Genomic DNA, 23,844 nt, shown 5'->3' on the forward strand with positions numbered 1-23,844 from the left:
AATTTTCAAGTTCCAGGAGTTTTTATGAAATCAGCTTTCCTACGTTTTGGCATAATTAGTATAATAAGTTTAGTTTTCTCATGTGCGCCGGACAAAAGTTCCGAAGAAGATAGAGAAACAACATTACTACTCCTTTATAATAGTTATGTAGCGACGGAAGGTATTGTTTATTCTGGATCTGGTTCAGAACGTACGGCAATTTATTATAAAAAAGTTGGAACTGGAATCCCCGTTGTCGTTCTACACGGTGGACCTGGTCTTGATCACAACTATTTGGTTCAGCCTCTCTCTGAACTCTTGGGCTCAAATCATCAACTGATATTCTTCGATCAACGCGGTACTGGATTTTCTCGCGGCGAGTTTAGTGATCTCAATGCTGGTTTTATCAATAAAACGAAATTTCTTGAGGACTTAGAAGCGGTTCGAGTTGGCCTGAATTTAGGTGACAAGATCAATATATTGGGTCATTCATGGGGTGGTTTGTATGCTATGCTCTACGCATCTAATGACAGTTACAAAGCTCATGTTAAATCGCTTGCTTTAGTGGGAAGCAGTGGAGCGCATTATAATTACTATGGAATTTTTCTACTCAATAATTTAATTAATAAGGCTGGTGGAGAAGCAGCTGCTGCGACGCTTGGAAATCTTGGCGCGCCTTTGAATCCTTCATCAGCCAACTACCTTCCTACCTTGAATGCTTTGAAGGCATATTATTCTTTTCTATTCAAATTCTATTTTGCAGACTACACTCCTATCAATACCCAGAATGGAACCAGTGCGAACTTTGCGAAGTTGAATTTGGGATTGTCAGCTGAGAAAACAATCCGTAATGGTCTTGCTGTTGGCTCTTTGATAAATCTCAGTCTTCGTATTGCTGACGATGACTTAACTGCCGGTTTTTTCTCGAACACAAAAAATACGCATAATATAGTTGCGGATCTTGCAAAGATTACTGTGCCTGTGAAATTGATTCACGGAGCAGACGATGTGATTCCTGCAAGTTTTGTGATCAATACTGGTGAAACATATTTTACTGGTACAGTTCCATCTTCTCCAGTTTCTGTTCAAACAGGCCTAACAAATGCTACAGTAACAACACATTTAATCTCTAATTGTGGGCATTTTCCTTTCTTGGAGCAACCAGAAGCATTTAGAACAGCATTGAGTGGTTTCTTTCAGTAAATGTAAGAGGGGCTTGGAGGGGGACGAAAGCCCGGGGCTTAAGCCCCTCCCAATTCCAATTGAAATTCTAACTTTATAATCCATCAATCTAACTTGTCAATGGTAATATGGAATAAAAAAAACTTAGGGGCTTAAGCCCCGGGCTGAATCCAAATCTCCATTCAAACATAAATCGATCAAACAATATCCAATTTAATTTTTATGCAATCCGTACAAATTGAATCAAGAACGAACATTTCTAACAAATTCCAGTAATCCATTCCAATAAATAGTTAACAGTAATATTCTTTAAAAACAAATTAAACTCTATGTATGATCCTATAAAAGATGGTATTAATAAAAAGGAAAATTCAGTAGAATACAATGAATTAAAACCATCGGCTGATTTAGTTGGAATGGTTCATAGTTTTTGGGAACTAAAAACCAATACGATATTAGAAAACGATTTTGTTTTGCATGTCATCCCCGATGCATGCGTAAATATATTATTGAACTTAGTAGATACTAGGATCGCTGCTGTTACTTCTAGGTTAACAACATATGTTGCGCTGAATTTGGGTAAAAGATTTCATTACGTTGGTATTCAACTATTGCCTGGTATGTGGATAGGCAATCGTGATGAGATCGTGCAAGGTTTTGTAGACAGTCCTTATGAAGGCAGTTTACCCTTAGTCGATACTGCAAATAAACTTGTGGGTAAAAAATTTTCAGAATTTGGATTGGTCCTTTCTGAACTGGTTCAATCTCTCGTTGTGAATAAGTTAGTTGGTGAAAATATCATAACATCCAGGATACTTTCTGATATTGATGTAATAGATTCAGTTGAAGATATGGCAGCTTCAGCAAATCTATCCACAAGACAATTGCAGCGGATTCTCAAACAGACGACCGGATTTACTCCTCATGATTTTCTGAAAATCCTACGTCTTCAACTTTCTTTTAGGGGACAATACCTTGATTATTTCTCGGATCAGTCTCATTTTATTCATTCTTTTCGCAAAATTACTGGCTATACTCCAGCAGATTATTTCAAAAATTTCCATGTCTGATTTATACAATACAGACTTATCTGGAACTGATATATTCTTTCTATCTGACATTGAAAATTTTAATTAAGGAGATAGATTATATGTCACAACAAAATGCAATTGGCTGGTTTGATATTTATGTAAAAGATATGGAGCGAGCTACAAAATTCTATGAAGCAATTCTGAATCAAAAGTTAGAGAAATTGGAAGATCCAACTGGTGAGACAGAGATGATGATTTTTCCAGCAGATATGAAATCGTATGGGGCTTCTGGAGCTCTGGTAAAATCACCCCATTCGAATCCTGGAGTTGGTGGAACGATGGTATATTTTAGTGTGAAAGATTGCAATATAGAAGGAGCAAAAGTTGCAAAGGCAGGTGGTAAATTGGTGAGACCTAAGTTTTCGATCGGAGATTTTGGTTGGGTGACCTTGCTTGAAGATTCGGAGGGCAATCTTTTCGGACTCAATTCAATGACTTAGTTTACATAAAGAATATTCGAAAAAGGCTTTCGAGTAGCTTACTAACCTCGAGAGCTTTTTCTAACAGTTCAGCAATTCATTCAATTGGAACAAAGAATTGGCTTTTTAGGCTATTCCCAATTTTTCTTTTCTAAAATTTCTGTAAGTTCTAGCATGCTCTGATAGAGATTTGTGTAAACAGTGAGAGCGTTCGTTGCGTCCTTTAGAGCCGCTATGTAAAGATATCCTTCTTCCATGTTCTTTCGGAACACGGCACATGGGTTGTTATCTTCTTCTTCGAGCTCGGCCAAAGTTTTCTTAAAAGATGCAAGCAATTCTTCCGCTTCCAGTTTAGTCTGCGGAACTTTCATAAGATTTGTGAGTCGTATAGGGAAAAATTGTCCAGTTGTCATAATGTTTAATATAGATCCATCGACTTACCTTTCAAGTAATATGTGTTGCCCATAACTATAAATTTAGAAGCACGCCTATGATGGATAGCCCGGCAAATGACCATTCTCCTAGATACCTATATCGATTGCCCTGAACAATAAAGTTCAAATTCGCCGCTATCATATTAGGAATAGCAAAAACACCCAATAAAGGAAATATGATCAGCGAACGTAAAAACTTACTTCCCGAATTGGATTGAGAAATTAATAAATAGACAAGAAATATCGACAAGAGCATACCAATCGCACTCAATCTTTGAATCCAAATTTTTGTTCTGTCAATACCCAAACGATTTGCTAAAGATAAAAAATTTTCAAGTATATCCTGATTGTAATCCATATAAGCATTTACTAATAGATTAATTACAACAGCAGTAATAATGATCGCTAAAAAAACAAGTGTGATATAAGCATGCGGACTATGAGTAAATTCCTGTAGAATTTGAATGCTTGAATTAAATAAATTAGGATTTGTTGAGTAGTTTTGTAAATAAATGGAATAAAATTTCTCAAAACTAGGAATAATAAATACACCCATAGTATAAATCGTCGCTACAATAATTTCCTTGGGTATGCGAGGAATAAACTTGATCAAAACAAAATGAATGCAGCAAAATATTCCCAAACCTAAACCAATGTAGAACCATTGAATCGGGGCATAGATCAACGTGAGAATAATCGAAACTATTCCAGATAGAATTGTAGAAAAAGTCAATATGAGTCTATATCGATAGTGAAAATGTCTCCGTGGATTCTTACTGATAGATTCTAAATTTTGAATATTGTAAACATCCCAAATATGGTCGGCATTGTAAATTGTGAAAACTGAAAGTGGTAAGATGATCCACCAATAAAAGGGTGGATCAATTCCGAGTATAACCCAAACGCAATATCCAACACCAAGCGCACCAAAACATACATCAATTGATAGATTTGATAAGTGATTGAATATTCGGTCAACGATGCTCATGACCTAAGGAGAGTTCTCCATTTTGAATTGGCGAAATGCTTCAAGAGTTGGCTCATATTCGTTCATAGCGTTCCAGACTATAAATCCTTTACCTTTGGAATCCAAACAGCCTTGCATCTGTGCTTTGATATAGTCAGTATAAGATAGTCCGCTTGCTCCAATATGCATCCTGAATCCTTGAATCCATCCAACCACGAGAGTTGTTTCTTTGGAGCGCTTGATCGTCTTTTGCATTCCTTCCAAAACAGTTGTATATGGATCACCAACTCGGGACTTCAATCCGTAGAAATGAGAAGGATACAACATTGGATAGAGTAGATCCAGCTTTTCCGAGAAATTTTCCACGCGTTGACCTATAGCATCATTCTCAATAAATGGAACTCTACCAAAAATATCACCACCAAACAATACATCCGACGAACATGCATCTAATGTGTCAGAACGTATCTCTTGTATTATGGAAGTAATATTCTCATATCGCTTTTCAAAGCTTGCTTTAAAATCCCAACCGCCATCAGAATAACGGATATAGTCGATATTTATTTCTTTGAAACCGAGTGTGCAAGCATCGCGTACGGATTTTTTTATTGAATCCATTCTTTCTTTTTTTGGAAATTGGGAAGTAAGGCCTCCTTCGAAAGCAACGACACGTGCGATTCCATACACATTTTTTTCTTGGAGTTTTTCCAAAACATACTTATCTAATTTTCGAGGTTGTGCATCGATTACGACAGCATTCATTCCATCATTTGCAATTGTATCGATAAGTTTACCAAAGGCTTTAGCTGACTGAGCTGTTCGATTAGAAATGTAAACACCTTGGTAGAAATCGGGTCGACCGTTGGATCCAGAAATATCGCCCGTTGCCTTTGCTTGGGATTGACAGCCTATAAAAAAGCAAACAGTTGTAAAAAAAACAATTTTTATCATAAAAAATCCTTGCTTATAACATGAAATGACGCCATTCTCTATTGGGAAATCGGTTTTATATCAAATGGCAGGCGAGAACACCGCAATTATCTGGAAGGATGAATTCCTTGAGCATGATACAGGTCTTCATCCTGAGAAAAAAGAGAGACTCACTGCCATTCGAGATCGATTATCCGCAACTGATTACTACAGTAATCTTCAACGTCCTGAACCAAGATTTGCGAGCCAGGAAGAAATAGCAACCATCCATAATTCAGAATATATACAAACTCTAAGAGACTTGTGCGAAAGAAAAAGGTCAGGATTTATAGATCCGGACACTCCGTACTCTCAAGGAACTTTTAGTGCCGCATCACTTGCAGCTGGTTCAGGTCTTGTCCTCGCTGATAAAGTCTGGTCTGGAGAAGCTAAGAACGGTCTCGCACTTGTTCGACCTCCAGGGCATCATGCTGTTGAAGAAGGTGCCATGGGATTTTGTTTTTTTAATAATATTGCAATTACTGCAAGGTATCTTCAGTCTTTAGGTGCCAAAAAAATCTTGATTCTGGATTGGGATGTTCACCATGGCAATGGAACAGAAGCATCATTCTATGAAGATGATTCCATATTTTTTGCATCATTGCACCAATTTCCTTTTTATCCAGGGACTGGTAAGGCATCGCATACAGGCAAAGGAAAAGGACTTGGCACAACATTGAATTGTCCACTTCCCAGAAGTTCTACTCTCGATGACTATAAATTAGAATTTGATAATAAAATTATTCCTGCAATTGATGAATTCCATCCTGAGATCATCTTGATCTCTGCTGGATTCGATGCTCATCGAGATGATCCACTTGGTGGAATGGAATTGACCACTCAGAGTTTTGAACTATTTACAAGATGGATTCAAGATAAAGCCAATGAACATTGCTCGGGCAAAATCATATCTTTCTTAGAAGGTGGCTACAATTTGCACGCTCTGTCGGAATCAGTTGAAGCACATTTGTCTGTTCTTGTTGGTTGAACATTCGAGAAAATTTTCTATTTGAGATGTAAATATGCCGATAATTCTAGAAATGGAAGTCCATGACGCATCCTTCCGAGAATTAGTTGAGCGAGTCACAGCTCGAGTTCTATTATTGGAAGATCTCACTCATCAATTAGCTGAAGAAATGACATTTCGAAGAACCATTCGAGAAGAGTGGGCATCTTGGAACGAGAAATGGAAATCAGCTTGGTTACTCTCCACAGACGACGAAGAACGAGTAACTACCTCCGTGATTGCAAGAATTCGTCACAAGAAAAACTCTTTCCCAAATTCCTAAGTCTCACGAGCATTGACTAAAAAACTAGGAATGAATTATTTATGGAAAAGAAAGTGACTCCTTTTGAGGAACGAGCACCCAAAACCCCAATCACAACAGGGGAAGTAAAAAGAAATATATACGGAAGATACTTAGAAGAATTTAAAGAGGGAGATCTTTATGTTCATCCGAGAGAATTCACAGTGGATAGAAGTTTTGCCCAAGAATTCGCTACCACTTTTATGGATGTCAATCCTCTTTTTCTCTCTGCTCCATATGCTCAAGCTCATGGATTCAAGGATATGTTGGTATCACCGCTTCAGGTTTTCAATATCGCTTTGTCAATTGGTGTGCAGAATAATTCTGAAAAAGCTTTAGCTAACTTAGGTTACTACAACGCACAATTTTTACAACCTGTGTATCCTGGTGACACTTTGTCCGCACGAACTAAAGTTTTAAATATAAGTGATAAAGGTGCAGATAAGCCTGGAATCGTTCATGTACGAACACTTTGTCTCAATCAGAATGGGGAAGTTGTTCTTCAATATGAAAGAAAGATCATGATCTATCATTCCAATGGCAAACCTAAAGGAAAGCCAGAACCATCAGCTGGATCTGCAGAATTTCCAGAATCAGACACTCCTGTTCTCAAACTACCTTCACTCAAATACCCAACAAAATTTCAAAGCTCTACTTGGTCGGGAACCTATTTTGAGAATTTTCAACCAGGTCAGATTTATATTCATCAGAATGGAAGAACAATTACGGATGAGCATTTTCCTTGGACTTACCGTATGGGCAATACTCATCCATTGCACTATGATAAATTGTATTCAACAGGTATTTCCGGACCTATGGGTGGAGAGCCGATTGTATACGGAGGCTTAGTATTTGCTTGGTTATTCGGTCTTGCTTCGCGCGATATCTCCGAGAACATGCTATGGGAGCTAGGGTTTACTGAAGGTTATCACACAGCACCTTCTGTAAGTGGCGATACTGTAACATGCATTACAAGAATCCTCGAAGTTAAGGATGCTGGAACTGAGTATGGAATTGCGGCTGGTGAAGTTCAATGCCAAGTTATTGGTCTCAAAAATGTGAAAGCCAATGATGCTTTCGATAAGCATGGTGAGGATCTCTTTTATAAAGAAAATGATAAAAAGAAAATGGGCAAGGATAAGATTCCTGAGAAAATTTTCGAGATTGAGAGACGAATTCTAATTAAGAAAAAACCATAAATAGAAAAGGCAGAAATGATAAAAATTCACGGATTTCCAACTAGCAACTACTACAACAAAGTAAAACTCGCACTTCTCGAAAAAGAGATTGAATTCGAAGAAGTAAGAGCAGTTCCAACTAAATCCGGAGAATTTTTGGATATAAGTCCGATGGGAAGAATTCCAATCATCGAAGTTAATGGACAATTTGTTCGCGAGACACAAGCAATCTTGGAATTCCTCGAAGAAGAATATCCGGACAAATTGTCCCTTTTGCCAAAAGATAATTACGCTCGAGCGAGGGTAAGAGAGATTACCCTAATGACAGACAATTATTTTGATTTGGCTGTAAGGCCTTTATTCCCATATGTATTTTTTGGTAAGCAAGATCCACCTACTGAATTGGTTGAGAAATGTATGAAGAAGGTTCGTTTCGCATGGACTGCTCTATCAAAAGTCATAGATTGTCAAAATTTTGCTGTTGGTGATGAATTTTCTTTTGCTGACATTACAGCAATGGCTACTTGGGTTCCTGTTCAAGCAACTGTTAAGAAAATTGGTGGTTTTGATATTTTTGAGAATCATTCATATATCAATGAATACTTACTTAGAATTCAATCCAGACCAAAAGCAAAAGAAGTACTCCGTTCACAAAAAGCAGCTTTACGAATCTCTTCGTCTTGGCAAAAATAGGCTAACGAATTTTTACAAAAATCAAAGGAAATAATTAATGGAATCAAACGAACAAATTCTAAAAAAAATATACCTATTCTCACATTTCGATGAAGCAGAGATTGCTAAGATTTCTGAGATTTCAACGCAGATTTCGATTCCGCACAATGATACAGTATTTCAAGAAGGCAATGATGCGAGCTCATTCTATGTTGTGAAATACGGAACTCTAAAAATCACTGCAAATACACAAGGTGGAGATGATATAAATATCACAACAATATCCGTCGGCGACCATTTTGGTGAATTACCATTCTTTGATCATGAGAAGAGAGCAGCAACAGTTGAATCTCTAGAGAAGTCCGACTTAATCGAAATTAAATACAAAGATTTAGAAAAAGTTTTAGAGACAAGCCCATCCATGCAAGTTAAATTCTATAGATCGATAGCGTTCAATCTTATCAAACGAGTAAGAATGTTAACTCAAGATTTAACTTACGCAAGAGAAATTAAGAAAAGATTTACATGATCATTTGCTGACCCAACAGAGTTTCAATAACTTACCGCTTTCATAAGAATAGAATTCATGACATTTTGAAGCGGGAGTGAAACCTGTGAGACTCAGTACCTCTAGAAAATCTGCAGGAACCAAATAGGTTCCTGCATTTTTTTTGTAATTTTCCAAAGTATTCATAGTTCCATCTAATACTGTAATATTTTCTGGTGTGATTCCTAAAGATTTCAGTTTGTAAACAATACTTGCTAAACGGATATCCGAGTGGATGAATATTTTTCTGAATTCAGTGTCTACAGAATTCAATGGCGATAATGGCAATAGATTGACTATCTCAGTAGGATAGTTTCTCGCATTTCCAAGTATCGGATAGTAAACTAAAGTAAATACAAAATGGAAAATGCTCATGGAAAGTGTCAATGATCTCCAATCAATAATCTTTGATTCCTTCTGATCGCACTTGAAGCGCCATACAACCCATATTATATATAGAAAACAAAATACAATAGAAGCAATAGCCAAATAATTGAGATAAGAATTTTGCGTATTCCCAAAGACTCCAATATTCGGAAGCAAAATGTAACTAAGCAGAGTCAACCAAACCAAAATCAGAAAAATTGAAATTGATGTTTCGTAATTATTCACTTTTTTCTTATCTAATATAGATTTGGCGATGAGAATTGAAAATAAGGGATATGTCGCGAGAACATAACTTGGTAATTTGCTCGGGAGAACCTCATAAAAAATCCAAGCAATCGCAGCCCAAGAAAGCAGGAAAAGAGAAATAAGTTGTCTTTTCCCTTTGATGAAATCTTTAGCGTCGTTCCATAATCCTATTAGAATATTCGGAAGAAATATTGACCAAGGAACCAGAAAGAAAAAGAAGAGGATAAGATATATGCCTGGAGGGCCTGTCTGACCAAAGACACTTCCTCCGGCACGTTTGAGTATATACCAATCAACCAACCAACGAATGAAAACTCCATCTGTAGCGATCCAGGCAAGTCGCCCCCAAATCAAAACTGGAAAAAGAGCAATCGGAAGAAAAAACCATGGATTCAATCGCAGGATTCGAATTCTTGAAGGAAGAAAGATCAATAATAAAGCACTAATTCCGCCAAGCAAAATGATGATGGGTGGTCCTTTTTGCAATACACCCAAGGAAATTGTGAACCATAATCCTAAAACCCAAGGTATCGATGATTTCCAAGAATCCGATTCTATAGTTTTCCATAAGAAATAAATTCCTAGAATCTGCCAGAATAAAAGGCCCATATCAGTGAGAGCAATTTTGGAATAAATCGGAAGAAAAAGACCCGTTAAAAATACACTAGTCGAAATCAATGGAAGCTCGGCATATTTCTCATCTGGAAAAATGGAACGACTCAAAAGAAAAATTACAAATCCTGTCAAAAGAAAATAAATGACGTTAATGGAGCGTAAAACTTCAACATGTTCACCAAACAAAGTGAATCCGATTGCTCCAGTCCAAAAATGAAGCGGAGTTTTTCGATGGGGTTCTGATATGGGAAAACTCGGGACAACCCAATCATTTGTCCGTATCATCTCAGATGCAAAGCCCATATAAGCAGATTCATCTTGATCCCAGAGTTCAACGCCCAAACTCAGGAATAGAGCAGATATAAGTAAAAGAGCAGAAATATATAACTTCATGAATCTCTTTTTTTCTTTTATCAGACTTCAAGCCAACTAAAAAATAATTTTGTCTTTATATGTAAACAGATTGTAATTCGATCGTCATATTGGTGACGCAAAATGGTGTTAATAAATTATTTATGAAGCGAACAATTCGGATTCTATTCAATGTTTTTAAATATATAATTCTTCCAATTTTAATATTATTGTTAATCATCAACACGATTGCATTTTTTACTTTGCGTTCCAGTTCAACTGATCAGAGAGATTCTCTGAGTTCCAGTCTGGGTGATATTCCCAAAATAACTTCGAAACCTTTCACCAATCAATCTTCAGAATCAGATTTATTCAATCCTTACTATGTTAACAAAGGGAAATGGAATAAGGTTGCGATACATATTCATTCTGATAGGGTTTGGTATACACCAGAACGACAGTCTGTCGAGGATCTTGTAATGTCATACAAGAGAAATGGATTCGATTGGATTTCTCTTTCTGATTATGGACAAGTAACAGATGTTCGGGAATTTTTTGCGAATTCTTATGATTCCTATGAGCTTGGTAGTAATATGTTGAAGCGACATTTCCTAGTTTTGAACTCAAAAAAAATCATTATGGATCCCTTTATTTTTTTCTCAAGTACTGAGAACTTACAATGGATACTCGATCAATTTAAAGGTTCCAAACCGTTTGTTATTGTAAATCATCCTAAGTTATATAATTCGTTTTCAATTGATCTTTTAAAAGAACTCCAAGGTTACGATGCAGTGGAAGTGTTTACTCCATATGGAGATGATTCTACAATTCTTGATGAATTATTGACAGCAGGCCATCCAGTCTTTGGTATTGCATCCGACGATCTTCACTATTTACCTTTAGAAGAATCTAATTTGAATCATGAGAGTTTTAAACAGAAGTTTTGGAAATATATCTCATTTGTTTATGGAAGGGAAGGTGAAGCTTTTCAACGATTCCTTTATGTTCTCATGGACGGAGATTCGGAATCGTCCCTAATGAAGTCTCTCTGCGAAGGAAGATTTGTATTTGTCAAAAAATTCCTTAAGAGCAGTAACGATTTCAATATCAAAAATATTATATTCGAAAATCATACTCTTACTGTTGAAATGCCAGAAAATGTAAGAGAAATACATTTTTTTACGGGATTGGGGAAACCAGTGCTATCAGAATTCCACAAATCCAAATCAAGTTATACAATGAAACCAAATGATGATTATGTTCGAGTCGAGATCAGAGATTGGTTAGGAATGTTTGGAACCAATCCAGTCTACCGAAAAACAAAAATGCTTAGTTCGAGAAATTGCAATTCTGAATAATAAATAGAGAAGTATTCCAACCGTTCTATTCGTCCAATCTAACTTAGATATATGGATATTTTTCAATTTGTAACGAATCTTGATTCGAACATGTACCATCAAGGTGATTTGATTGCGGGTGATCAAATAGGTGATTTAGAGAACACTTTGTATTTTGTATTGAAGGGAAAAGTTGAAGTTCAGAGGATTTTGGAACCTGATACTCCCCTAAGAACTTATTATTTAGATTCTGGAGATTTTTTTGGATTTGCAAAGCCACCAAGAGATTCACGACTTCGAGAGCAATATTCTGCAATTGATGTGAATACAAAGATTGGATATCTTGATCACAAGAAGATCATACATATTGGAAAGTCGAATCCTCTTTTCTTCTTCTCCTTGCTCAAGCACAGTATTGAGAAAATGCTAAAAGTGGAAACTGAGATCTCGAATATTTCGCAGAGCATACAACGTAAGAGTGGAGGCTCAGAATGAATCTTCAAGATTTAGCGAAAGGATTGGAGATTCGTTCTTTTAAAAGGGGAGACTATGTTTTTCGTGAGAAAGGATTCGGAAGCCAAGAAATGTTTTTTATATTCAGCGGAGAGATCCATATCCAGAAGACTTTGGGTGGAATAGAAGAAGAGATAAACCATCTTGGGCCTGGATCATTTTTCGGTGAGATCGCTCTAGTACAAAATGTACCAAGAACAGCAAGTGCTTTGGTTGTTTCGGACTCAGCAAAAGTCGCAGTAATATCTCGAAATCATTTTATCGTTTTATCCAAAACAAATCCAGAATTCCTAGTTGTTTTGTTTCGAAAAATGCAAGAGAGGGTTCTTGTAAGAGAAGAAATGCGGGATATGCTAGATATCCAAGAGCAAGAAATTGATGCGATGCTCGCTGCGAATATGTGGGTTCCTTCGAGTGAAGTTACTGAGTCACAATCATCAAGTGAATCTGCTGCACCAAGCTCGTCCGAAGATGAAGCTATGGAATCCTTAGATGGAGGAGATAGCGCAGATCTCAATGATTCAGATTTAGGTTCTGATTCGTCTGATGATTGATCCGAAATAGACGAGATAGAGTAAATGTATTAGCCTTGATCGGTTTTTGGCGTTCTTAAATCATGGAAGGCAATAAACAATAGGGGTGCATATTTGCATTTTCTTTGCAGGAGTTTTTATGAAGACCCTCTATCTTTTGCGTCATGCAAAATCGGATTGGGAGACAGACTTTTCCACCGACCATGAGCGAGGATTATCACCTCGCGGCATCGATGCTTCCCATAAAATTGCTGAGTATTGGAATCAGTTTGGATTCCACTGCGATTTATGCTATCATTCTGATGCAAAGAGATCTGTGCTTACTTGGGAAATTATTTCCGAAAAACATTCTTTTGCAAAAAAAGTAGAAATTCAACCAGCAATCTACGAAGCAAATGGGGACGCTTTGTTCGAGATCATACGTTCCGCTCCAGATGATTGTCAATCATTGCTTGTAATCGGACATCATCCAGGTTTAGAAGAATTAGCAGAATTATTGATATTAGGTGATGATTCTGAAGATCTTCACAATCCTCTCTTTACGAAATTCCCAACCGCCGCATTTCTTGGAATTTCTCTATCTGTTGAGAACTGGAGAGACGTGAGTCCTGGACATGCATCGATCACGGTTTTTTGGATACCAGGTCGTAAGGGTAGATGATAAGAATTGATCCACTGATTTCTGAATCAAAGATTCAAGAAAGAGTTAAAGAACTGGGACTTCAAATATCAGAAGAATATTCAGGCAAGGAATTAATGTTATGTGGTGTCCTCAATGGTGCCTTCATTTTTCTTGCTGACTTAACGAGAAATATATCCATACCTCATGTCATAGATTTTATGGGTGCATCATCTTATGGAAACTCCCAAGTCTCTTCTGGCAAAGTTCAGATTACAAAGTATCTCAGCATAAGTCCTAAGGGTAAACATGTTCTAGTAGTTGAGGATATTGTTGAGACAGCCAATACCTATGCGAAAATTCACGAATATCTCCAAGAGGAAGGCGCTAAATCAGTAAAAATCTGCAGCTTAGTTGTTAAAAACTCGAAGGAAAAACCAGGATTCCCCGCGGATTATAAAGGCTTTGAAGTTGAGGATCAATTTTTAGTTGGGTACGGAATGGACTTTGCTGGTCAATACAGACAGCTTCCCTTTCTAGGAATTATGAAGCAGAGTGAGAGTAAGGATAATTAAATTATCCTTACTGAATTAACTTCTGAACAGTTTTTTCGTTTAACGGCTTCCAGCTGATTCTATCAATGCCTTCTAATGCTTTAGAAAATTCTTTTGGATTGTGAGTCATTCCAAGAGATACAACATTTTCATTCTCAACTTCTTTCGTGCGAATTTCTTTTTCGATATTTAGAATATTCTCACCAGATTGCAAACGGATTTTGTCAAGATCTGCATTGGCATCTTGCTGAAGTTCTGAGAACAATGGCTCTTTGCCAAAAAGTATATGAATCAATTCAGCAGGATCTGGAGCTTTCTCTGCAAGCAGACCTTGTTTCATTTGTTCTTTGGTTAAATTATTCTGAAGTTCAGATAATTTTGCCTGAATTGTCTGATACTTACCAGTAAGCTGGTTTGTAAATTCCGCTGTATCTTGAACGACAGGATTGCTCCATTGGCCTTCCTTGCCCTTTTGTCCATCAGAGCTAGCAGGGATCTTATCCTTAACTAGTTTCTCTGCGGAATTGAGTAGATTTGATAATCGAACATCCATGTTATGTCACCTCTTTTCCAAGTTCTAGGTTCCCATTATATTATCGAACCATGAACAATGCTATTGTAGAAAAAAATGAAAAAAAGTAAAGCAGAATAATGAATTGACAGCCTTCTTACGGGGTTCTGTCATGAAAACCAATGGAAAAAAACAAACTTATCCTTTTATTATCATTTTTTCTGGCTTTGGCTGGTTCTCTGATCGGAATTCTGAATATCGGATTGTATTCTACATCAAATCGGTATGCAGCCTCCACTGGTACAAATTTTTTCCAATCGCCGCAAGTCTCGGCTGTACTTATAAAAATTGAGGGAGAAATCCACTCTGGAAGATCAACCTATTCTTCAACTGGCTCGGACACAATACTTAGTAGATTGCGAGAAGTTGGAGAGATGCCCAATGTTAAAGGAATTCTTGTGGAGATCAATTCACCAGGGGGCACGGTCGCAGCTTCGCAAGAAATTTACAATGAACTTATGTTTCTTCGAAAATCTAAGAAGATCGTTGTATCAATGAAAGACGTTGCGGCTTCCGGAGGTTACTATATCGCATCGGCAGCAGATAGTATCTTTGCTGAGAGTGGAACATTAACGGGATCCATTGGTGTGATTGCAGTGTCACCCAATATCAAAGGTTTGATGGATCGTTACGGTGTGGAGATGCGAGTATTCAAGGCTGGAAAATACAAAGATTCACTGAGTCCATTTAGAGACTCAACAGATGAAGAAGTGAATATGATGAATAAATTGCTAAAAGATAATTATAATAAATTTATAGAAGATATATCCAAAGGCCGTAATCGAACGGTCGCATCTATTGAAGAGCTAGCTGAAGGTAAAATTTATTCTGGTGAAGATGCATTTCGAAATAAGTTAGTCGATGATATCGGTGGTCGTCGTGAAGCTTTAGTTAAGCTATCTGAACTCTGTCAATATGAAGGAGAAATTCCTCTCTTAGAAGAAAGCGAATCACCGATTGATAGATTTATGCAATCGATTGGTGGAAGCGTAATGGGTTTGAAAATGATAGGTAAGGTTGATCCAATCCAAAATTTTTGGCAAAACAATCATTCACCAATTTTGTTAATGCTTCCTTCTGCTATCCGTCTTCCAGGTGATTTATGAGAGATAAATTGCTTCAGTTAACTGATGTATTGGATTTTGCTTTTATGAGTCCTCTTGGTTTTATCGACGCATGGGAGAAACAAGAAATATCTTGGGTAGGTTATGGAAGAGTTTTTGCTATCCTTTCTGCTTTTTCTTTAGCAGTTGGCACTTCTTATATTTCCCCACCGTATACATCTGGTTATATTTTCCCGATCATTCTCTCAACTTTTGCAAATTTTGCAATTCTAATCTTACTTCCAACAATTTTCGGATCGCTCATTGACTATTTTGCGCAGAGCAAGCAGAGAACTGGAAAAGCAATCATGTTGAGAGATTTTGGCAATGTGTCCCTTTCTCTATTTATGCTGTATGCTCCAATTTGTATGATTCTCCAAGCAATTGGATTTACAGGTCTTGCTGGTGCCTTTTTTGCTATGATCACCATGTTTGGATTTTATTTGTTCGTGTGCTCTCGTGGAGTCAAATACATTCATGATCTAAAGGATAGCGATGCCATTCGCTACTCGAGTTATGCTTTAGGTTTATCCTTTTTCTATCCATTTTTGTTTAATTTTTACATGACGAGTTTCATTTTAAATTTCACTCTGTAAGAGAATGAATATTCTAATTACGAATGACGATGGGATTTCTTCACAAGGAATCCTTGCTTTAGAAAAATCTCTATCCGTTAAACATACAACATTTTTGATTGCGCCGCTAAAAGAACGATCTTGCACTTCTATGGCGTTGACTCTTTTCACAGGAATGAGAGTTGAGAGAATCAATGACCAACATTATGTAGCCGATGGATTCCCGGCTGATTGTGTGAACATCGGATTGTATTCTGGAATTTTCCCCAAGATAGATATGGTAGTGTCTGGTATAAATCGTGGAGTAAACATGGGATATGATGTTCATTATTCTGGAACGATTGGTGCGGCTAAGCACGGAGCTTTGCATGGAATCACATCTATTGCTGTAAGTTCTGTTCGCATTGATCCACCAGATGGATATGAGAGAGAAGCTCATTTAGTTGCAGAATTTATAGAAGAATATTCGAATAAACTAGATAAGGCTTCTGTTTACAATATGAATTTTCCTGAAAGCATTTCGGGCAAGGGCGATTTATCTGAACTTGAATGGACTCATTTAGGACGAAGAAAATATACTGAAAATTATATACAAAAGCATATAGTTGGAGGAATCAGTGAGTTCACTTTGAACGGTTCCCAATTAGATAATTATGATGATCCTGGTTGTGATTTTGATGTTTTTTACCAAGGCAAAATTCCTATCTCAACGGTTCTATTAGATGTTACAGATCATAAGGAGCTCGATCGTTGGAAAAAGCAATAGAAGCATTTAACAAAGGCAACTATGCCCATGCTTTGATCTTATTGGATAAATTGATCCAGAAAAATCCTGATGACCCCATTCCATACTATCATTTCGCCCTGTCTTGTTATCATACCGGCAATTTTAAGAAGGCAATTACCGTTCTTCGTGATCTTATGGATAGGTTTCCGCGCTTTATTGAATTGGATCGTTGTTATAAAATTTTGATACTTTCTTTGATTCAAATGAAAAATTGGGAAGCGGCTTTAATTGAATTAGAAAGTCGACTCAATATTAGTCCGCGAGATCTTACATTGCTATCTCTCAAAGCTCATGTATTCGAAAAACAATCACAGTTCGAAGAATCCATTGCAATCCATCGTAAAATTCTGAGCTTTGATTCAAATTATGCCAATAGCTTGAACAATTTGGGTTACTTGATTATCAAGAAGTCAGTGAATCCAAGCAAAGAGGATATGGTTGAAGCAATGGCTGCACTTAAGAAAGCTGTTCAGATTTCCCCCAATAACCCTGCTTTCCTCGATTCACTCGGAACTCTCCTAGAAAAATCTGGTAATAAACAGTCAGCGATTTTGGCTTTGGAAAAAGCTGTTTCTTTTGCACCGGACCACTCAGAATTGCTCGACCACCTTGCCGATTTGCGAAAGCAGACTTGACGCTTGCTCACGTTTTTAAAAACTGGTAATCGCATACAGAATTAACGGGATGTAGCGCAGTGGTAGCGCATCTGTTTTGGGAACAGAGGGTCGCAGGTTCAAATCCTGTCATCCCGATAACTTCTTACTGCAAGAGACCCGGTAGCTCAGCTGGATAGAGCAACTGCCTTCTAAGCCGTTGGTCGGGGGTTCGAATCCCTCTCGGGTCAAGATTGAGATAACATGGTGGATGTAGTTCAGCGGTAGAGCCCTGGTTTGTGGTACCAGTCGTCGCGGGTTCGAATCCCGTCATCCACCCATTGTTAAGTATTCACAAACACATAACACTTTCAATTATCTTTAAGCTTTCGTAAACACAACCAGGGATTCGAACGCTCGATTCGCTAGTCGATTTCAAGCTCCGACCAAGGAGCGAGAAATTGACACGAAGGCAGGAAGCCTGAGTAAGCGAGTCGAGACGGCTGAAGGACTTGAGGAGCTAGATGGCTTAGGTCATCGCAGCGACGAAGAGATGGAAACCAACAAACGAAGTGTAGTTGGTTTGGGGGGAGGGAGTGCAGGATGCACGACCCTCCTGAGGGAATCCGAACATCCGTCCCATTGTTTAGCATTCACAAACACATAACACTTTCAATTATCTTTAAGCTTTCGTAAAAACAATCAGGGATTCGAACGATGGGCTCATTGGCACCTTTGCTCCGTCCAGTGGCCAACTCGTAATGTCCACCCAGCATCCAGCACCATTCTCCCATTAAAATAGAAGTAAATTTAATAATACATTTAACAAAGATAATGGTGCTGGAGCTGGTGCTGGGCCAAAGCCGTCGCAAAGGCACCACTTCGCTCGAGTTATGAGTCTATTGTGAAATGGGGATATGTTAGTCGAATATCATAATAAAGCAAATTGGAAATTAATTGAGTAAGCGAGTCGAGACGGCTGAAGGACTTGAGGAGCTAGATGGCTTACGTCATCGCAGCGACGAAGAGAGGGAAACTAACTGCTATGAGACCTCATCCTCCCGACTCGCTTCGCGACAGGTCTGTGCGGTGAGGCCTCTTCGCTCGGGTTGTGACTTTGTCATGAAATTAAGGCATACTAATCGAATATTATAATATAGTAAATAAATTTACAATTCATACAAAATCCTTTGTGAACTTTGTGTGGACTTCGGGACCTTTGTGGTAAAATATTCTAAGTTGCGTTCAGTTGCCAGTTCGGAATGTCCACCCTGCATCCAGCACCATTCTCCCATTAAAATAGAAGTAAATTTAATAATACATTTAACAAAGATAATGGTGCTGGAGCTGGTGCTGGGCCAAAGCCGTCGCAAAGGCACCACTTCGCTCGGGTTGTGAAGATGTCGTGAAATTTATGTTAACGTAATTTTAGAAGTGAAATTGGTAGGGTATCCAGAAGGAATGGAAGTGGACAATTGCTCAATATAAAATCAAATTTTTGATAACTTATATTAGAGTAGATCTGGACTTTTAAAACCGAACAACTAGCCATTTGCGAACAGTTTATTCCATACAAATATTTTTTGATTAGTTAATAAAAAATAAAATGGATTTACAATTGTATAGTTCATTGCAAATTTAGTTAGGTAAGCTAAAGAAAAGTTCATGATTATGAAAATTGTTGGACGATGTCATGAATCAATCTATGGGCTTACTTCCAGTATTAATCCTAAACTTCGTATCAACTCGCATGAAATAAGAAATTTTCTTAAAAATTCGGCAGGATTTCTATATGTTTTTATACTATCATTTTTCTTTACTTTTTATTGCATCAAGACCGATTTTAAAAATCTTTGTGATCCAAATTCAGGAACGTATGCAAGTGCAATTCTCATTAGACTTGCCCTCGGAATCAATAGCCCACCTTGTGTCGTAGGTCAGAGCTCAGCTAGTCCTAGCGTAATAGCGGAAGATAAAGAAATCACTTCCTATTCGATACCTTCTTTGGGTTTAACGGGAATTATTTCTGGTAATCAGATCAGCCTTTCATCGGATACATTAACTGGTTTGACTCCTCTTGTTGCAAATTTTGAAACGACAGGAATCTCAGACTCGGTTTCTGGAGTTGAACAAACAAGTGGCGTATCAGTAAACTCCTACAGTAGTAACTTAATCTATAAAGTAACAGCCGCAAATGGAACATCTCAAGAATATACAGTAACTCTTACTGCTCCTCGTATCTATGGAGGAAGTTCGTTGAGAATTTGGTTAAAATCTGATTCTCTTGCGCTCAATGATGGTGACCCAGTTGCGACATGGAATGATTTGAGTGGTTTTGGAAATTCATTGCCACAGTCTATAGTATCAGCAAGACCAACTTATAGAACAAATCAAATCAATAACCTACCTTCCATTCAATTCAGACAAGCAAATTCAGAAAGATTGGAATTAATTACCAGTGGAACAGGTCTGTATGTAACAAATAGCGGAACTTTTTTTGTTGTTATGAAATGGATATTAACTAATGGAATTGGGAGTTCTATATTCAATATTCATGGTACAGATGGACGAGAAATGGTGCTAACTCATCCGAATGGAATCTACCAACAATGCAGAAACAATTTAGGATGCTACAATATTTCGGGAGAACCAATTCCACAGAATGAATACATAGCTATCGGTAGCGTTCAAATACTTACAACAAGTAATAGTGAATTCTGGAATGGGGACTTCAAAGGGAACGTGACTGTAGGATTGTATGATTTTTCAGGTGGACAAGATGTAGGCAACGCCTTTATATCAAATGGTCTTCTAGATGCAGATATTGCTGAGTTACTATATTTCAATACAAACCTATCTCAAAATGAAATTGATAAAGTATTTTGCTATTTACGTCTCAAATACAAATTAACATCTATTAATCAAAGTTGCGGATTGTAAGAATCTATTTTCTATCCGATTGATATGCGAATGAAAACTTTCCTATAAGTTAAAAAAATTTGATCAATTGTGGAAGTTTTCTTTTTTCTAGGTCTGAATTGTTAATGGCTTTTACCTTTAAATATTAGCGCAACTTGATCCGATTGTTGCTATAATCTGAACTTTTATTTTATCGAATGGTATACTTCGTTCGCTTCTACATATATTTCAATAATCATATGATTTAATAAATCTATGATATCTGAGTAATTCTCTTAAAAGTATCCATTGACTTTGATTTGTGTTATGTCTATACTAGACAATACCTTATTTAAGCGAGAGGAACTTTATGGAAAATAATTCTAAACCTTCAACAGCTGGCAAATGCCCAGTCATGCATGGCGGGAATACTACGACTGAGAAATCGAATACAGATTGGTGGCCAAAAGCCCTAAATCTAGATATACTTCATCAACACGATACTAAGTCGAACCCTCTTGGGGAAAAATTCAATTACGCTGATGAGTTCAAAAAATTAGATCTATCGGCAGTAAAGAAAGATCTGATAGCACTTATGACGGATAGCAAAGATTGGTGGCCAGCCGACTGGGGTCACTATGGCGGACTTATGATTAGAATGGCATGGCATGCTGCAGGAACCTACCGTATTGCAGACGGTCGCGGCGGTGCTGGTACTGGCAATCAACGTTTTGCTCCTCTGAATAGCTGGCCGGACAATGTGAACTTAGATAAAGCTCGTCGTTTATTATGGCCTATAAAAAAGAAATATGGAAATAAATTATCCTGGGCAGACTTAATCGTGTTAGCTGGTAATATGGCATATGAATCTATGGGTCTTAAAACTTATGGATTTGCCGGTGGACGTGAAGACATTTGGCATCCAGAAAAAGATATCTACTGGGGTTCGGAGTCAGAATGGCTTGGCAATAAAGATCGTTATGAAAGCGGTGATAAACGCGAATCACTTGAAAATCCATTAGCTGCAGTTCAGATGGGACTAATCTATGTTAATCCTGAAGGAGTAGGTGGTAAACCAGATCCTCTAAGAACTGCGCAAGATGTAAGGATTACTTTTGCAAGAATGGCAATGAATGATGAGGAGACGGTGGCTCTGACAGCTGGTGGGCATACTGTCGGCAAGGCACATGGCAATGGCAAAGCGGATTCTCTCGGAGGTGATCCGGAGTCTTCTTCAGTCGAAGAACAAGGATTAGGTTGGAATAATAAATCTGGAAAAGGTATTGGACGCAATACAGTCACAAGCGGACTAGAAGGTGCTTGGACAACACACCCAACCAAATGGGATAACGGATACTTTACCCTCTTATTCAAGTATGAGTGGGAACTTAAGAAGAGTCCTGCTGGAGCTTGGCAGTGGGAGCCGATCAATATTGAAGAGGAAGATAAGCCAGTTGACGTTGAGGATCCGTCCATTCGCTACAATCCCATTATGACTGATGCGGATATGGCAATGATAAAGGATCCAGTTTATAGAAAAATTTCAGAAAAATTTTACAAAAATCCTGATTATTTCTCTGAAGTATTTGCAAAGGCTTGGTTTAAATTGACTCATCGAGACATGGGTCCGATAACTCGTTATCTAGGTTCCGATGTTCCAAAAGAGGAACTGATTTGGCAAGATCCCATTCCAAAATCAGAAATCACTGTGAGCGAATCCGAAATTGCTGATATAAAAAGCCAGATCCTCAATAGCGGATTGACTATATCCGAACTTGTTTCTACAGCCTGGGACAGTGCTCGTACATTTCGTGGTTCTGACTATCGCGGAGGCGCAAATGGTGGAAGAATTCGCCTAACACCGCAGAAAGATTGGCACGGGAATGAGCCTTCAAGATTGAGTAAAGTTTTGAATAAATTGGAAAGTATTCGATCGAACCTCAAGAAAAAAATTAGTATGGCAGATATGATTGTTCTTGGTGGATCTGCGGCAATAGAAAAGGCAGCTAACGAGGCAGGTGTAAAAATTTCTGTTCCTTTTCTACCTGGACGTGGTGATGCAAGTCAAGAACAAACGGATGCAGAATCTTTTGCTGTTCTTGAACCTATTCATGATGGCTATCGAAACTATCTACAAAAGGATTATTCTGTTTCGCCAGAAGAGTTGATGCTTGATCGAACACAATTGATGGGGCTCACCGCTCATGAGATGACTGTGTTAGTTGGCGGAATGCGTGTTTTGGGCACAAATTTCGGTGAAACAAAACATGGAGTTTTCACGGATAAAGTCGGTACACTCAGTAATGATTTTTTTGTGACTCTCACTGATATGAATTATTCCTGGAAGCCAGCTGGAAATAATCTCTACGAAATCATTGATCGTAAATCGGGAACAGTAAAATATACTGCAACTCGAATTGATTTGGTTTTCGGATCCAATTCAATACTACGATCTTATGTAGAGGTCTATGCTCAAGATGATGCAAAGGAAAAGTTTGTGAATGATTTTGTCAACGCTTGGAATAAGATTATGAATGCGGATCGATTTGATCTAAAATAGAAACGATATTTCTCGCATATTCAGAATTCCAAACTAACAACCTGGATTGATAATGTTCAAATCAATCCAGGTTTAAATATTAATTATGGCTAAACCCATGCTCATTCTTTTTGATTTCAACTGAAAGGAGACATTTACTTAGGGATGCAAAATAGAATCTATAGATAAGTCCTTCCTGGAATAAATTGGGATTGTAGCTTTCAATATGTCGCAAATTGATTCCATGGACTTTCAAATAAGGCACTTTGGATTTATCGTTAGTTTTACCATATTCAATATTTTGAATCATTGATTCTTTGATTTCAACTTTTTCATATTTCTCAATTCCTTCTAGATTTCTCATCAATCGAAACATGGCGACAATCATCACAGAATTTAGAATGAAGGATCCTACTCCCAAATACGGAAGGATTGATTCTGGGAAAAGATTCCCGTTTTTCATAATAAGGCTTTCATTATAAAAAAAGGCATGCAAATAAAAATAAGTCATCCAGGTAAAAAAAACCACTAGAAGAACTGATATAAAAAGAAGAATTCTCTCGATCGCTTTCAATTTTTTCTTTTGTCTTTTAGTAATGAGATATTGCTGATTCGCGATTAAGTCATCCTCTGTAAAGTCAAATGCTGTCATAAATGTATTCATAGTTTATATGTGATTTCTACACTAGCCCCGCACTTAAGGACGGCGCTAGTGTAATTTGTAAATCATTTCTCACAAATACTCAAAAAATACAAGTATTTCTCGTTTCAGTAAATTATATGTTCGGATCCAAATGGCCATATTCCCCTAAATTTCAAACATATTTATGTAAAAAAGTATTGATTTTATTTATCAACAGTATAATTGTTGTTAAAAT

25 protein-coding genes and 3 tRNA genes are annotated in these 23,844 nt (G+C 37.5%); 22 read left to right on the top strand and 6 right to left on the bottom strand.

Features of this window, described 5'->3' with window-relative positions; all coding sequences use genetic code 11:
- Positions 1-24: 24 nt before the first annotated feature.
- From O4O04_RS05725 to O4O04_RS05735, 3 genes are all read left to right on the top strand, one after another.
- Positions 25-1,182 (top strand): alpha/beta fold hydrolase, encoded by a 1,158-nt coding sequence (locus tag O4O04_RS05725; protein WP_272534778.1) that lies wholly within the window; start codon positions 25-27, stop codon positions 1,180-1,182.
- Positions 1,183-1,490: 308 nt separating this feature from the next.
- Positions 1,491-2,231 carry a helix-turn-helix domain-containing protein gene (locus O4O04_RS05730; RefSeq protein WP_272534780.1) on the top strand — a complete coding sequence of 247 codons (741 nt, stop codon included), beginning with the start codon at positions 1,491-1,493 and terminating at the stop codon, positions 2,229-2,231.
- 80 nt (positions 2,232-2,311) lie between these two features.
- Complete coding sequence (locus O4O04_RS05735) at positions 2,312-2,692, top strand: VOC family protein (RefSeq protein WP_272534781.1); 381 nt, start codon at positions 2,312-2,314, stop codon at positions 2,690-2,692.
- Positions 2,693-2,802: 110 nt separating this feature from the next.
- Here the strand turns inward: O4O04_RS05735 and O4O04_RS05740 are convergent, their stop codons facing one another.
- Genes O4O04_RS05740 through O4O04_RS05750 form a run of 3 tightly spaced genes read right to left on the bottom strand, consistent with a single transcriptional unit; the run spans position 2,803 to position 5,023 of the window.
- Positions 2,803-3,084, bottom strand: a complete 282-nt coding sequence (locus O4O04_RS05740; RefSeq protein ID WP_272534783.1) for a hypothetical protein — start codon at positions 3,082-3,084, stop codon at positions 2,803-2,805.
- 55 nt (positions 3,085-3,139) lie between these two features.
- Complete coding sequence (locus O4O04_RS05745) at positions 3,140-4,093, bottom strand: hypothetical protein (RefSeq protein ID WP_272534784.1); 954 nt, start codon at positions 4,091-4,093, stop codon at positions 3,140-3,142.
- A gap of 3 nt (positions 4,094-4,096) precedes the next feature.
- Entirely contained in the window at positions 4,097-5,023 is a 927-nt protein-coding gene (locus O4O04_RS05750; RefSeq protein WP_272534785.1) for a putative glycoside hydrolase, read from the bottom strand.
- 64 nt (positions 5,024-5,087) lie between these two features.
- On the opposite strand from O4O04_RS05750, the gene O4O04_RS05755 reads away from it, so the two are divergent.
- The 5 genes from O4O04_RS05755 to O4O04_RS05775 are packed head-to-tail and all read left to right on the top strand — an operon-like array spanning position 5,088 to position 8,727.
- Positions 5,088-6,029 (top strand): histone deacetylase family protein, encoded by a 942-nt coding sequence (locus tag O4O04_RS05755; protein WP_272534786.1) that lies wholly within the window; start codon positions 5,088-5,090, stop codon positions 6,027-6,029.
- A gap of 34 nt (positions 6,030-6,063) precedes the next feature.
- The gene (locus O4O04_RS05760) at positions 6,064-6,330 is read left to right on the top strand and encodes a hypothetical protein (protein ID WP_272534787.1); all 267 of its coding nucleotides are present in this window, start codon (positions 6,064-6,066) and stop codon (positions 6,328-6,330) included.
- 41 nt (positions 6,331-6,371) lie between these two features.
- Positions 6,372-7,547, top strand: a complete 1,176-nt coding sequence (locus O4O04_RS05765) for a MaoC family dehydratase (protein WP_272534788.1) — start codon at positions 6,372-6,374, stop codon at positions 7,545-7,547.
- A 15-nt stretch (positions 7,548-7,562) separates the two neighbouring features.
- Entirely contained in the window at positions 7,563-8,219 is a 657-nt protein-coding gene (locus O4O04_RS05770) for a glutathione S-transferase family protein (protein WP_272534789.1), read from the top strand.
- Positions 8,220-8,256: 37 nt separating this feature from the next.
- Positions 8,257-8,727: a Crp/Fnr family transcriptional regulator gene (locus O4O04_RS05775; protein WP_272534790.1), complete on the top strand. Its 471-nt coding sequence runs from the start codon at positions 8,257-8,259 to the stop codon at positions 8,725-8,727.
- Here O4O04_RS05775 and O4O04_RS05780 read toward each other — a convergent pair whose 3' ends face one another.
- The gene (locus O4O04_RS05780) at positions 8,728-10,386 is read right to left on the bottom strand and encodes an ArnT family glycosyltransferase (protein ID WP_272534791.1); all 1,659 of its coding nucleotides are present in this window, start codon (positions 10,384-10,386) and stop codon (positions 8,728-8,730) included.
- Positions 10,387-10,508: 122 nt separating this feature from the next.
- On the opposite strand from O4O04_RS05780, the gene O4O04_RS05785 reads away from it, so the two are divergent.
- The 5 genes from O4O04_RS05785 to hpt all read left to right on the top strand — a co-directional run bounded on the left by O4O04_RS05785 (position 10,509) and on the right by hpt (position 13,921).
- Positions 10,509-11,702: a hypothetical protein gene (locus O4O04_RS05785; protein ID WP_272534793.1), complete on the top strand. Its 1,194-nt coding sequence runs from the start codon at positions 10,509-10,511 to the stop codon at positions 11,700-11,702.
- Positions 11,703-11,753: 51 nt separating this feature from the next.
- The gene (locus O4O04_RS05790) at positions 11,754-12,176 is read left to right on the top strand and encodes a cyclic nucleotide-binding domain-containing protein (RefSeq protein WP_272534794.1); all 423 of its coding nucleotides are present in this window, start codon (positions 11,754-11,756) and stop codon (positions 12,174-12,176) included.
- Positions 12,173-12,748, top strand: coding sequence for a Crp/Fnr family transcriptional regulator (locus tag O4O04_RS05795; protein WP_272534795.1), 576 nt, complete (start codon positions 12,173-12,175; stop codon positions 12,746-12,748). Before O4O04_RS05790 ends, O4O04_RS05795 begins: the two co-directional genes overlap by 4 nt.
- Before the next feature lie 118 nt (positions 12,749-12,866).
- Positions 12,867-13,388 carry a SixA phosphatase family protein gene (locus tag O4O04_RS05800; RefSeq protein ID WP_272534796.1) on the top strand — a complete coding sequence of 174 codons (522 nt, stop codon included), beginning with the start codon at positions 12,867-12,869 and terminating at the stop codon, positions 13,386-13,388.
- Positions 13,385-13,921 (top strand): hypoxanthine phosphoribosyltransferase, encoded by a 537-nt coding sequence (gene hpt / locus O4O04_RS05805; RefSeq protein ID WP_272534797.1) that lies wholly within the window; start codon positions 13,385-13,387, stop codon positions 13,919-13,921. The genes O4O04_RS05800 and hpt overlap by 4 nt, the downstream gene beginning before the upstream one ends.
- A gap of 7 nt (positions 13,922-13,928) precedes the next feature.
- On the opposite strand, the gene O4O04_RS05810 is transcribed toward hpt, so the two are convergent.
- Positions 13,929-14,453, bottom strand: a complete 525-nt coding sequence (locus O4O04_RS05810) for a hypothetical protein (protein ID WP_272534798.1) — start codon at positions 14,451-14,453, stop codon at positions 13,929-13,931.
- Positions 14,454-14,593: 140 nt separating this feature from the next.
- On the opposite strand from O4O04_RS05810, the gene sppA reads away from it, so the two are divergent.
- The 9 genes from sppA to katG all read left to right on the top strand — a co-directional run bounded on the left by sppA (position 14,594) and on the right by katG (position 22,987).
- Positions 14,594-15,577, top strand: a complete 984-nt coding sequence (gene sppA / locus O4O04_RS05815) for a signal peptide peptidase SppA (protein WP_336297494.1) — start codon at positions 14,594-14,596, stop codon at positions 15,575-15,577.
- Positions 15,574-16,170: a hypothetical protein gene (locus O4O04_RS05820; RefSeq protein ID WP_272534799.1), complete on the top strand. Its 597-nt coding sequence runs from the start codon at positions 15,574-15,576 to the stop codon at positions 16,168-16,170. The genes sppA and O4O04_RS05820 overlap by 4 nt, the downstream gene beginning before the upstream one ends.
- Before the next feature lie 4 nt (positions 16,171-16,174).
- Positions 16,175-16,915, top strand: a complete 741-nt coding sequence (surE, locus tag O4O04_RS05825) for a 5'/3'-nucleotidase SurE (RefSeq protein WP_272534800.1) — start codon at positions 16,175-16,177, stop codon at positions 16,913-16,915.
- Positions 16,900-17,571, top strand: a complete 672-nt coding sequence (locus tag O4O04_RS05830) for a tetratricopeptide repeat protein (protein ID WP_272534801.1) — start codon at positions 16,900-16,902, stop codon at positions 17,569-17,571. Before surE ends, O4O04_RS05830 begins: the two co-directional genes overlap by 16 nt.
- A 45-nt stretch (positions 17,572-17,616) precedes the next feature.
- Positions 17,617-17,688: transfer RNA gene (locus tag O4O04_RS05835), tRNA-Pro, on the top strand.
- A gap of 18 nt (positions 17,689-17,706) precedes the next feature.
- Positions 17,707-17,780: transfer RNA gene (locus O4O04_RS05840), tRNA-Arg, on the top strand.
- Positions 17,781-17,796: 16 nt separating this feature from the next.
- Positions 17,797-17,868, top strand: a tRNA-His gene (locus tag O4O04_RS05845).
- 1,326 nt (positions 17,869-19,194) lie between these two features.
- Positions 19,195-20,469 (top strand): DUF5018 domain-containing protein, encoded by a 1,275-nt coding sequence (locus O4O04_RS05850; RefSeq protein WP_272534802.1) that lies wholly within the window; start codon positions 19,195-19,197, stop codon positions 20,467-20,469.
- Positions 20,470-20,797: 328 nt separating this feature from the next.
- Positions 20,798-22,987, top strand: coding sequence for a catalase/peroxidase HPI (gene katG / locus O4O04_RS05855; protein WP_272534803.1), 2,190 nt, complete (start codon positions 20,798-20,800; stop codon positions 22,985-22,987).
- Positions 22,988-23,066: 79 nt separating this feature from the next.
- On the opposite strand, the gene O4O04_RS05860 is transcribed toward katG, so the two are convergent.
- Positions 23,067-23,630: a hypothetical protein gene (locus O4O04_RS05860; RefSeq protein ID WP_272534805.1), complete on the bottom strand. Its 564-nt coding sequence runs from the start codon at positions 23,628-23,630 to the stop codon at positions 23,067-23,069.
- Between the last annotated feature and the right edge of the window lie 214 nt (positions 23,631-23,844).

The organism is Leptospira sp. GIMC2001 (genome assembly GCF_028462125.1).
Classification (GTDB): domain Bacteria; phylum Spirochaetota; class Leptospiria; order Leptospirales; family Leptospiraceae.

What these genes read in the sequence shown, in the direction of transcription:
- O4O04_RS05725 (WP_272534778.1), top strand. Translation starts at nt 25, where the DNA reads ATGAAATCAGCTTTCCTACGTTTTGGCATAATTAGTATAATAAGTTTA.
- O4O04_RS05730 (WP_272534780.1), top strand. Translation starts at nt 1,491, where the DNA reads ATGTATGATCCTATAAAAGATGGTATTAATAAAAAGGAAAATTCAGTA.
- O4O04_RS05735 (WP_272534781.1), top strand. Translation starts at nt 2,312, where the DNA reads ATGTCACAACAAAATGCAATTGGCTGGTTTGATATTTATGTAAAAGAT.
- O4O04_RS05740 (WP_272534783.1), bottom strand. Translation starts at nt 3,084, where the DNA reads ATGACAACTGGACAATTTTTCCCTATACGACTCACAAATCTTATGAAA.
- O4O04_RS05745 (WP_272534784.1), bottom strand. Translation starts at nt 4,093, where the DNA reads ATGAGCATCGTTGACCGAATATTCAATCACTTATCAAATCTATCAATT.
- O4O04_RS05750 (WP_272534785.1), bottom strand. Translation starts at nt 5,023, where the DNA reads ATGATAAAAATTGTTTTTTTTACAACTGTTTGCTTTTTTATAGGCTGT.
- O4O04_RS05755 (WP_272534786.1), top strand. Translation starts at nt 5,088, where the DNA reads ATGGCAGGCGAGAACACCGCAATTATCTGGAAGGATGAATTCCTTGAG.
- O4O04_RS05760 (WP_272534787.1), top strand. Translation starts at nt 6,064, where the DNA reads ATGCCGATAATTCTAGAAATGGAAGTCCATGACGCATCCTTCCGAGAA.
- O4O04_RS05765 (WP_272534788.1), top strand. Translation starts at nt 6,372, where the DNA reads ATGGAAAAGAAAGTGACTCCTTTTGAGGAACGAGCACCCAAAACCCCA.
- O4O04_RS05770 (WP_272534789.1), top strand. Translation starts at nt 7,563, where the DNA reads ATGATAAAAATTCACGGATTTCCAACTAGCAACTACTACAACAAAGTA.
- O4O04_RS05775 (WP_272534790.1), top strand. Translation starts at nt 8,257, where the DNA reads ATGGAATCAAACGAACAAATTCTAAAAAAAATATACCTATTCTCACAT.
- O4O04_RS05780 (WP_272534791.1), bottom strand. Translation starts at nt 10,386, where the DNA reads ATGAAGTTATATATTTCTGCTCTTTTACTTATATCTGCTCTATTCCTG.
- O4O04_RS05785 (WP_272534793.1), top strand. Translation starts at nt 10,509, where the DNA reads ATGAAGCGAACAATTCGGATTCTATTCAATGTTTTTAAATATATAATT.
- O4O04_RS05790 (WP_272534794.1), top strand. Translation starts at nt 11,754, where the DNA reads ATGGATATTTTTCAATTTGTAACGAATCTTGATTCGAACATGTACCAT.
- O4O04_RS05795 (WP_272534795.1), top strand. Translation starts at nt 12,173, where the DNA reads ATGAATCTTCAAGATTTAGCGAAAGGATTGGAGATTCGTTCTTTTAAA.
- O4O04_RS05800 (WP_272534796.1), top strand. Translation starts at nt 12,867, where the DNA reads ATGAAGACCCTCTATCTTTTGCGTCATGCAAAATCGGATTGGGAGACA.
- hpt (WP_272534797.1), top strand. Translation starts at nt 13,385, where the DNA reads ATGATAAGAATTGATCCACTGATTTCTGAATCAAAGATTCAAGAAAGA.
- O4O04_RS05810 (WP_272534798.1), bottom strand. Translation starts at nt 14,453, where the DNA reads ATGGATGTTCGATTATCAAATCTACTCAATTCCGCAGAGAAACTAGTT.
- sppA (WP_336297494.1), top strand. Translation starts at nt 14,594, where the DNA reads ATGGAAAAAAACAAACTTATCCTTTTATTATCATTTTTTCTGGCTTTG.
- O4O04_RS05820 (WP_272534799.1), top strand. Translation starts at nt 15,574, where the DNA reads ATGAGAGATAAATTGCTTCAGTTAACTGATGTATTGGATTTTGCTTTT.
- surE (WP_272534800.1), top strand. Translation starts at nt 16,175, where the DNA reads ATGAATATTCTAATTACGAATGACGATGGGATTTCTTCACAAGGAATC.
- O4O04_RS05850 (WP_272534802.1), top strand. Translation starts at nt 19,195, where the DNA reads ATGATTATGAAAATTGTTGGACGATGTCATGAATCAATCTATGGGCTT.
- katG (WP_272534803.1), top strand. Translation starts at nt 20,798, where the DNA reads ATGGAAAATAATTCTAAACCTTCAACAGCTGGCAAATGCCCAGTCATG.
- O4O04_RS05860 (WP_272534805.1), bottom strand. Translation starts at nt 23,630, where the DNA reads ATGAATACATTTATGACAGCATTTGACTTTACAGAGGATGACTTAATC.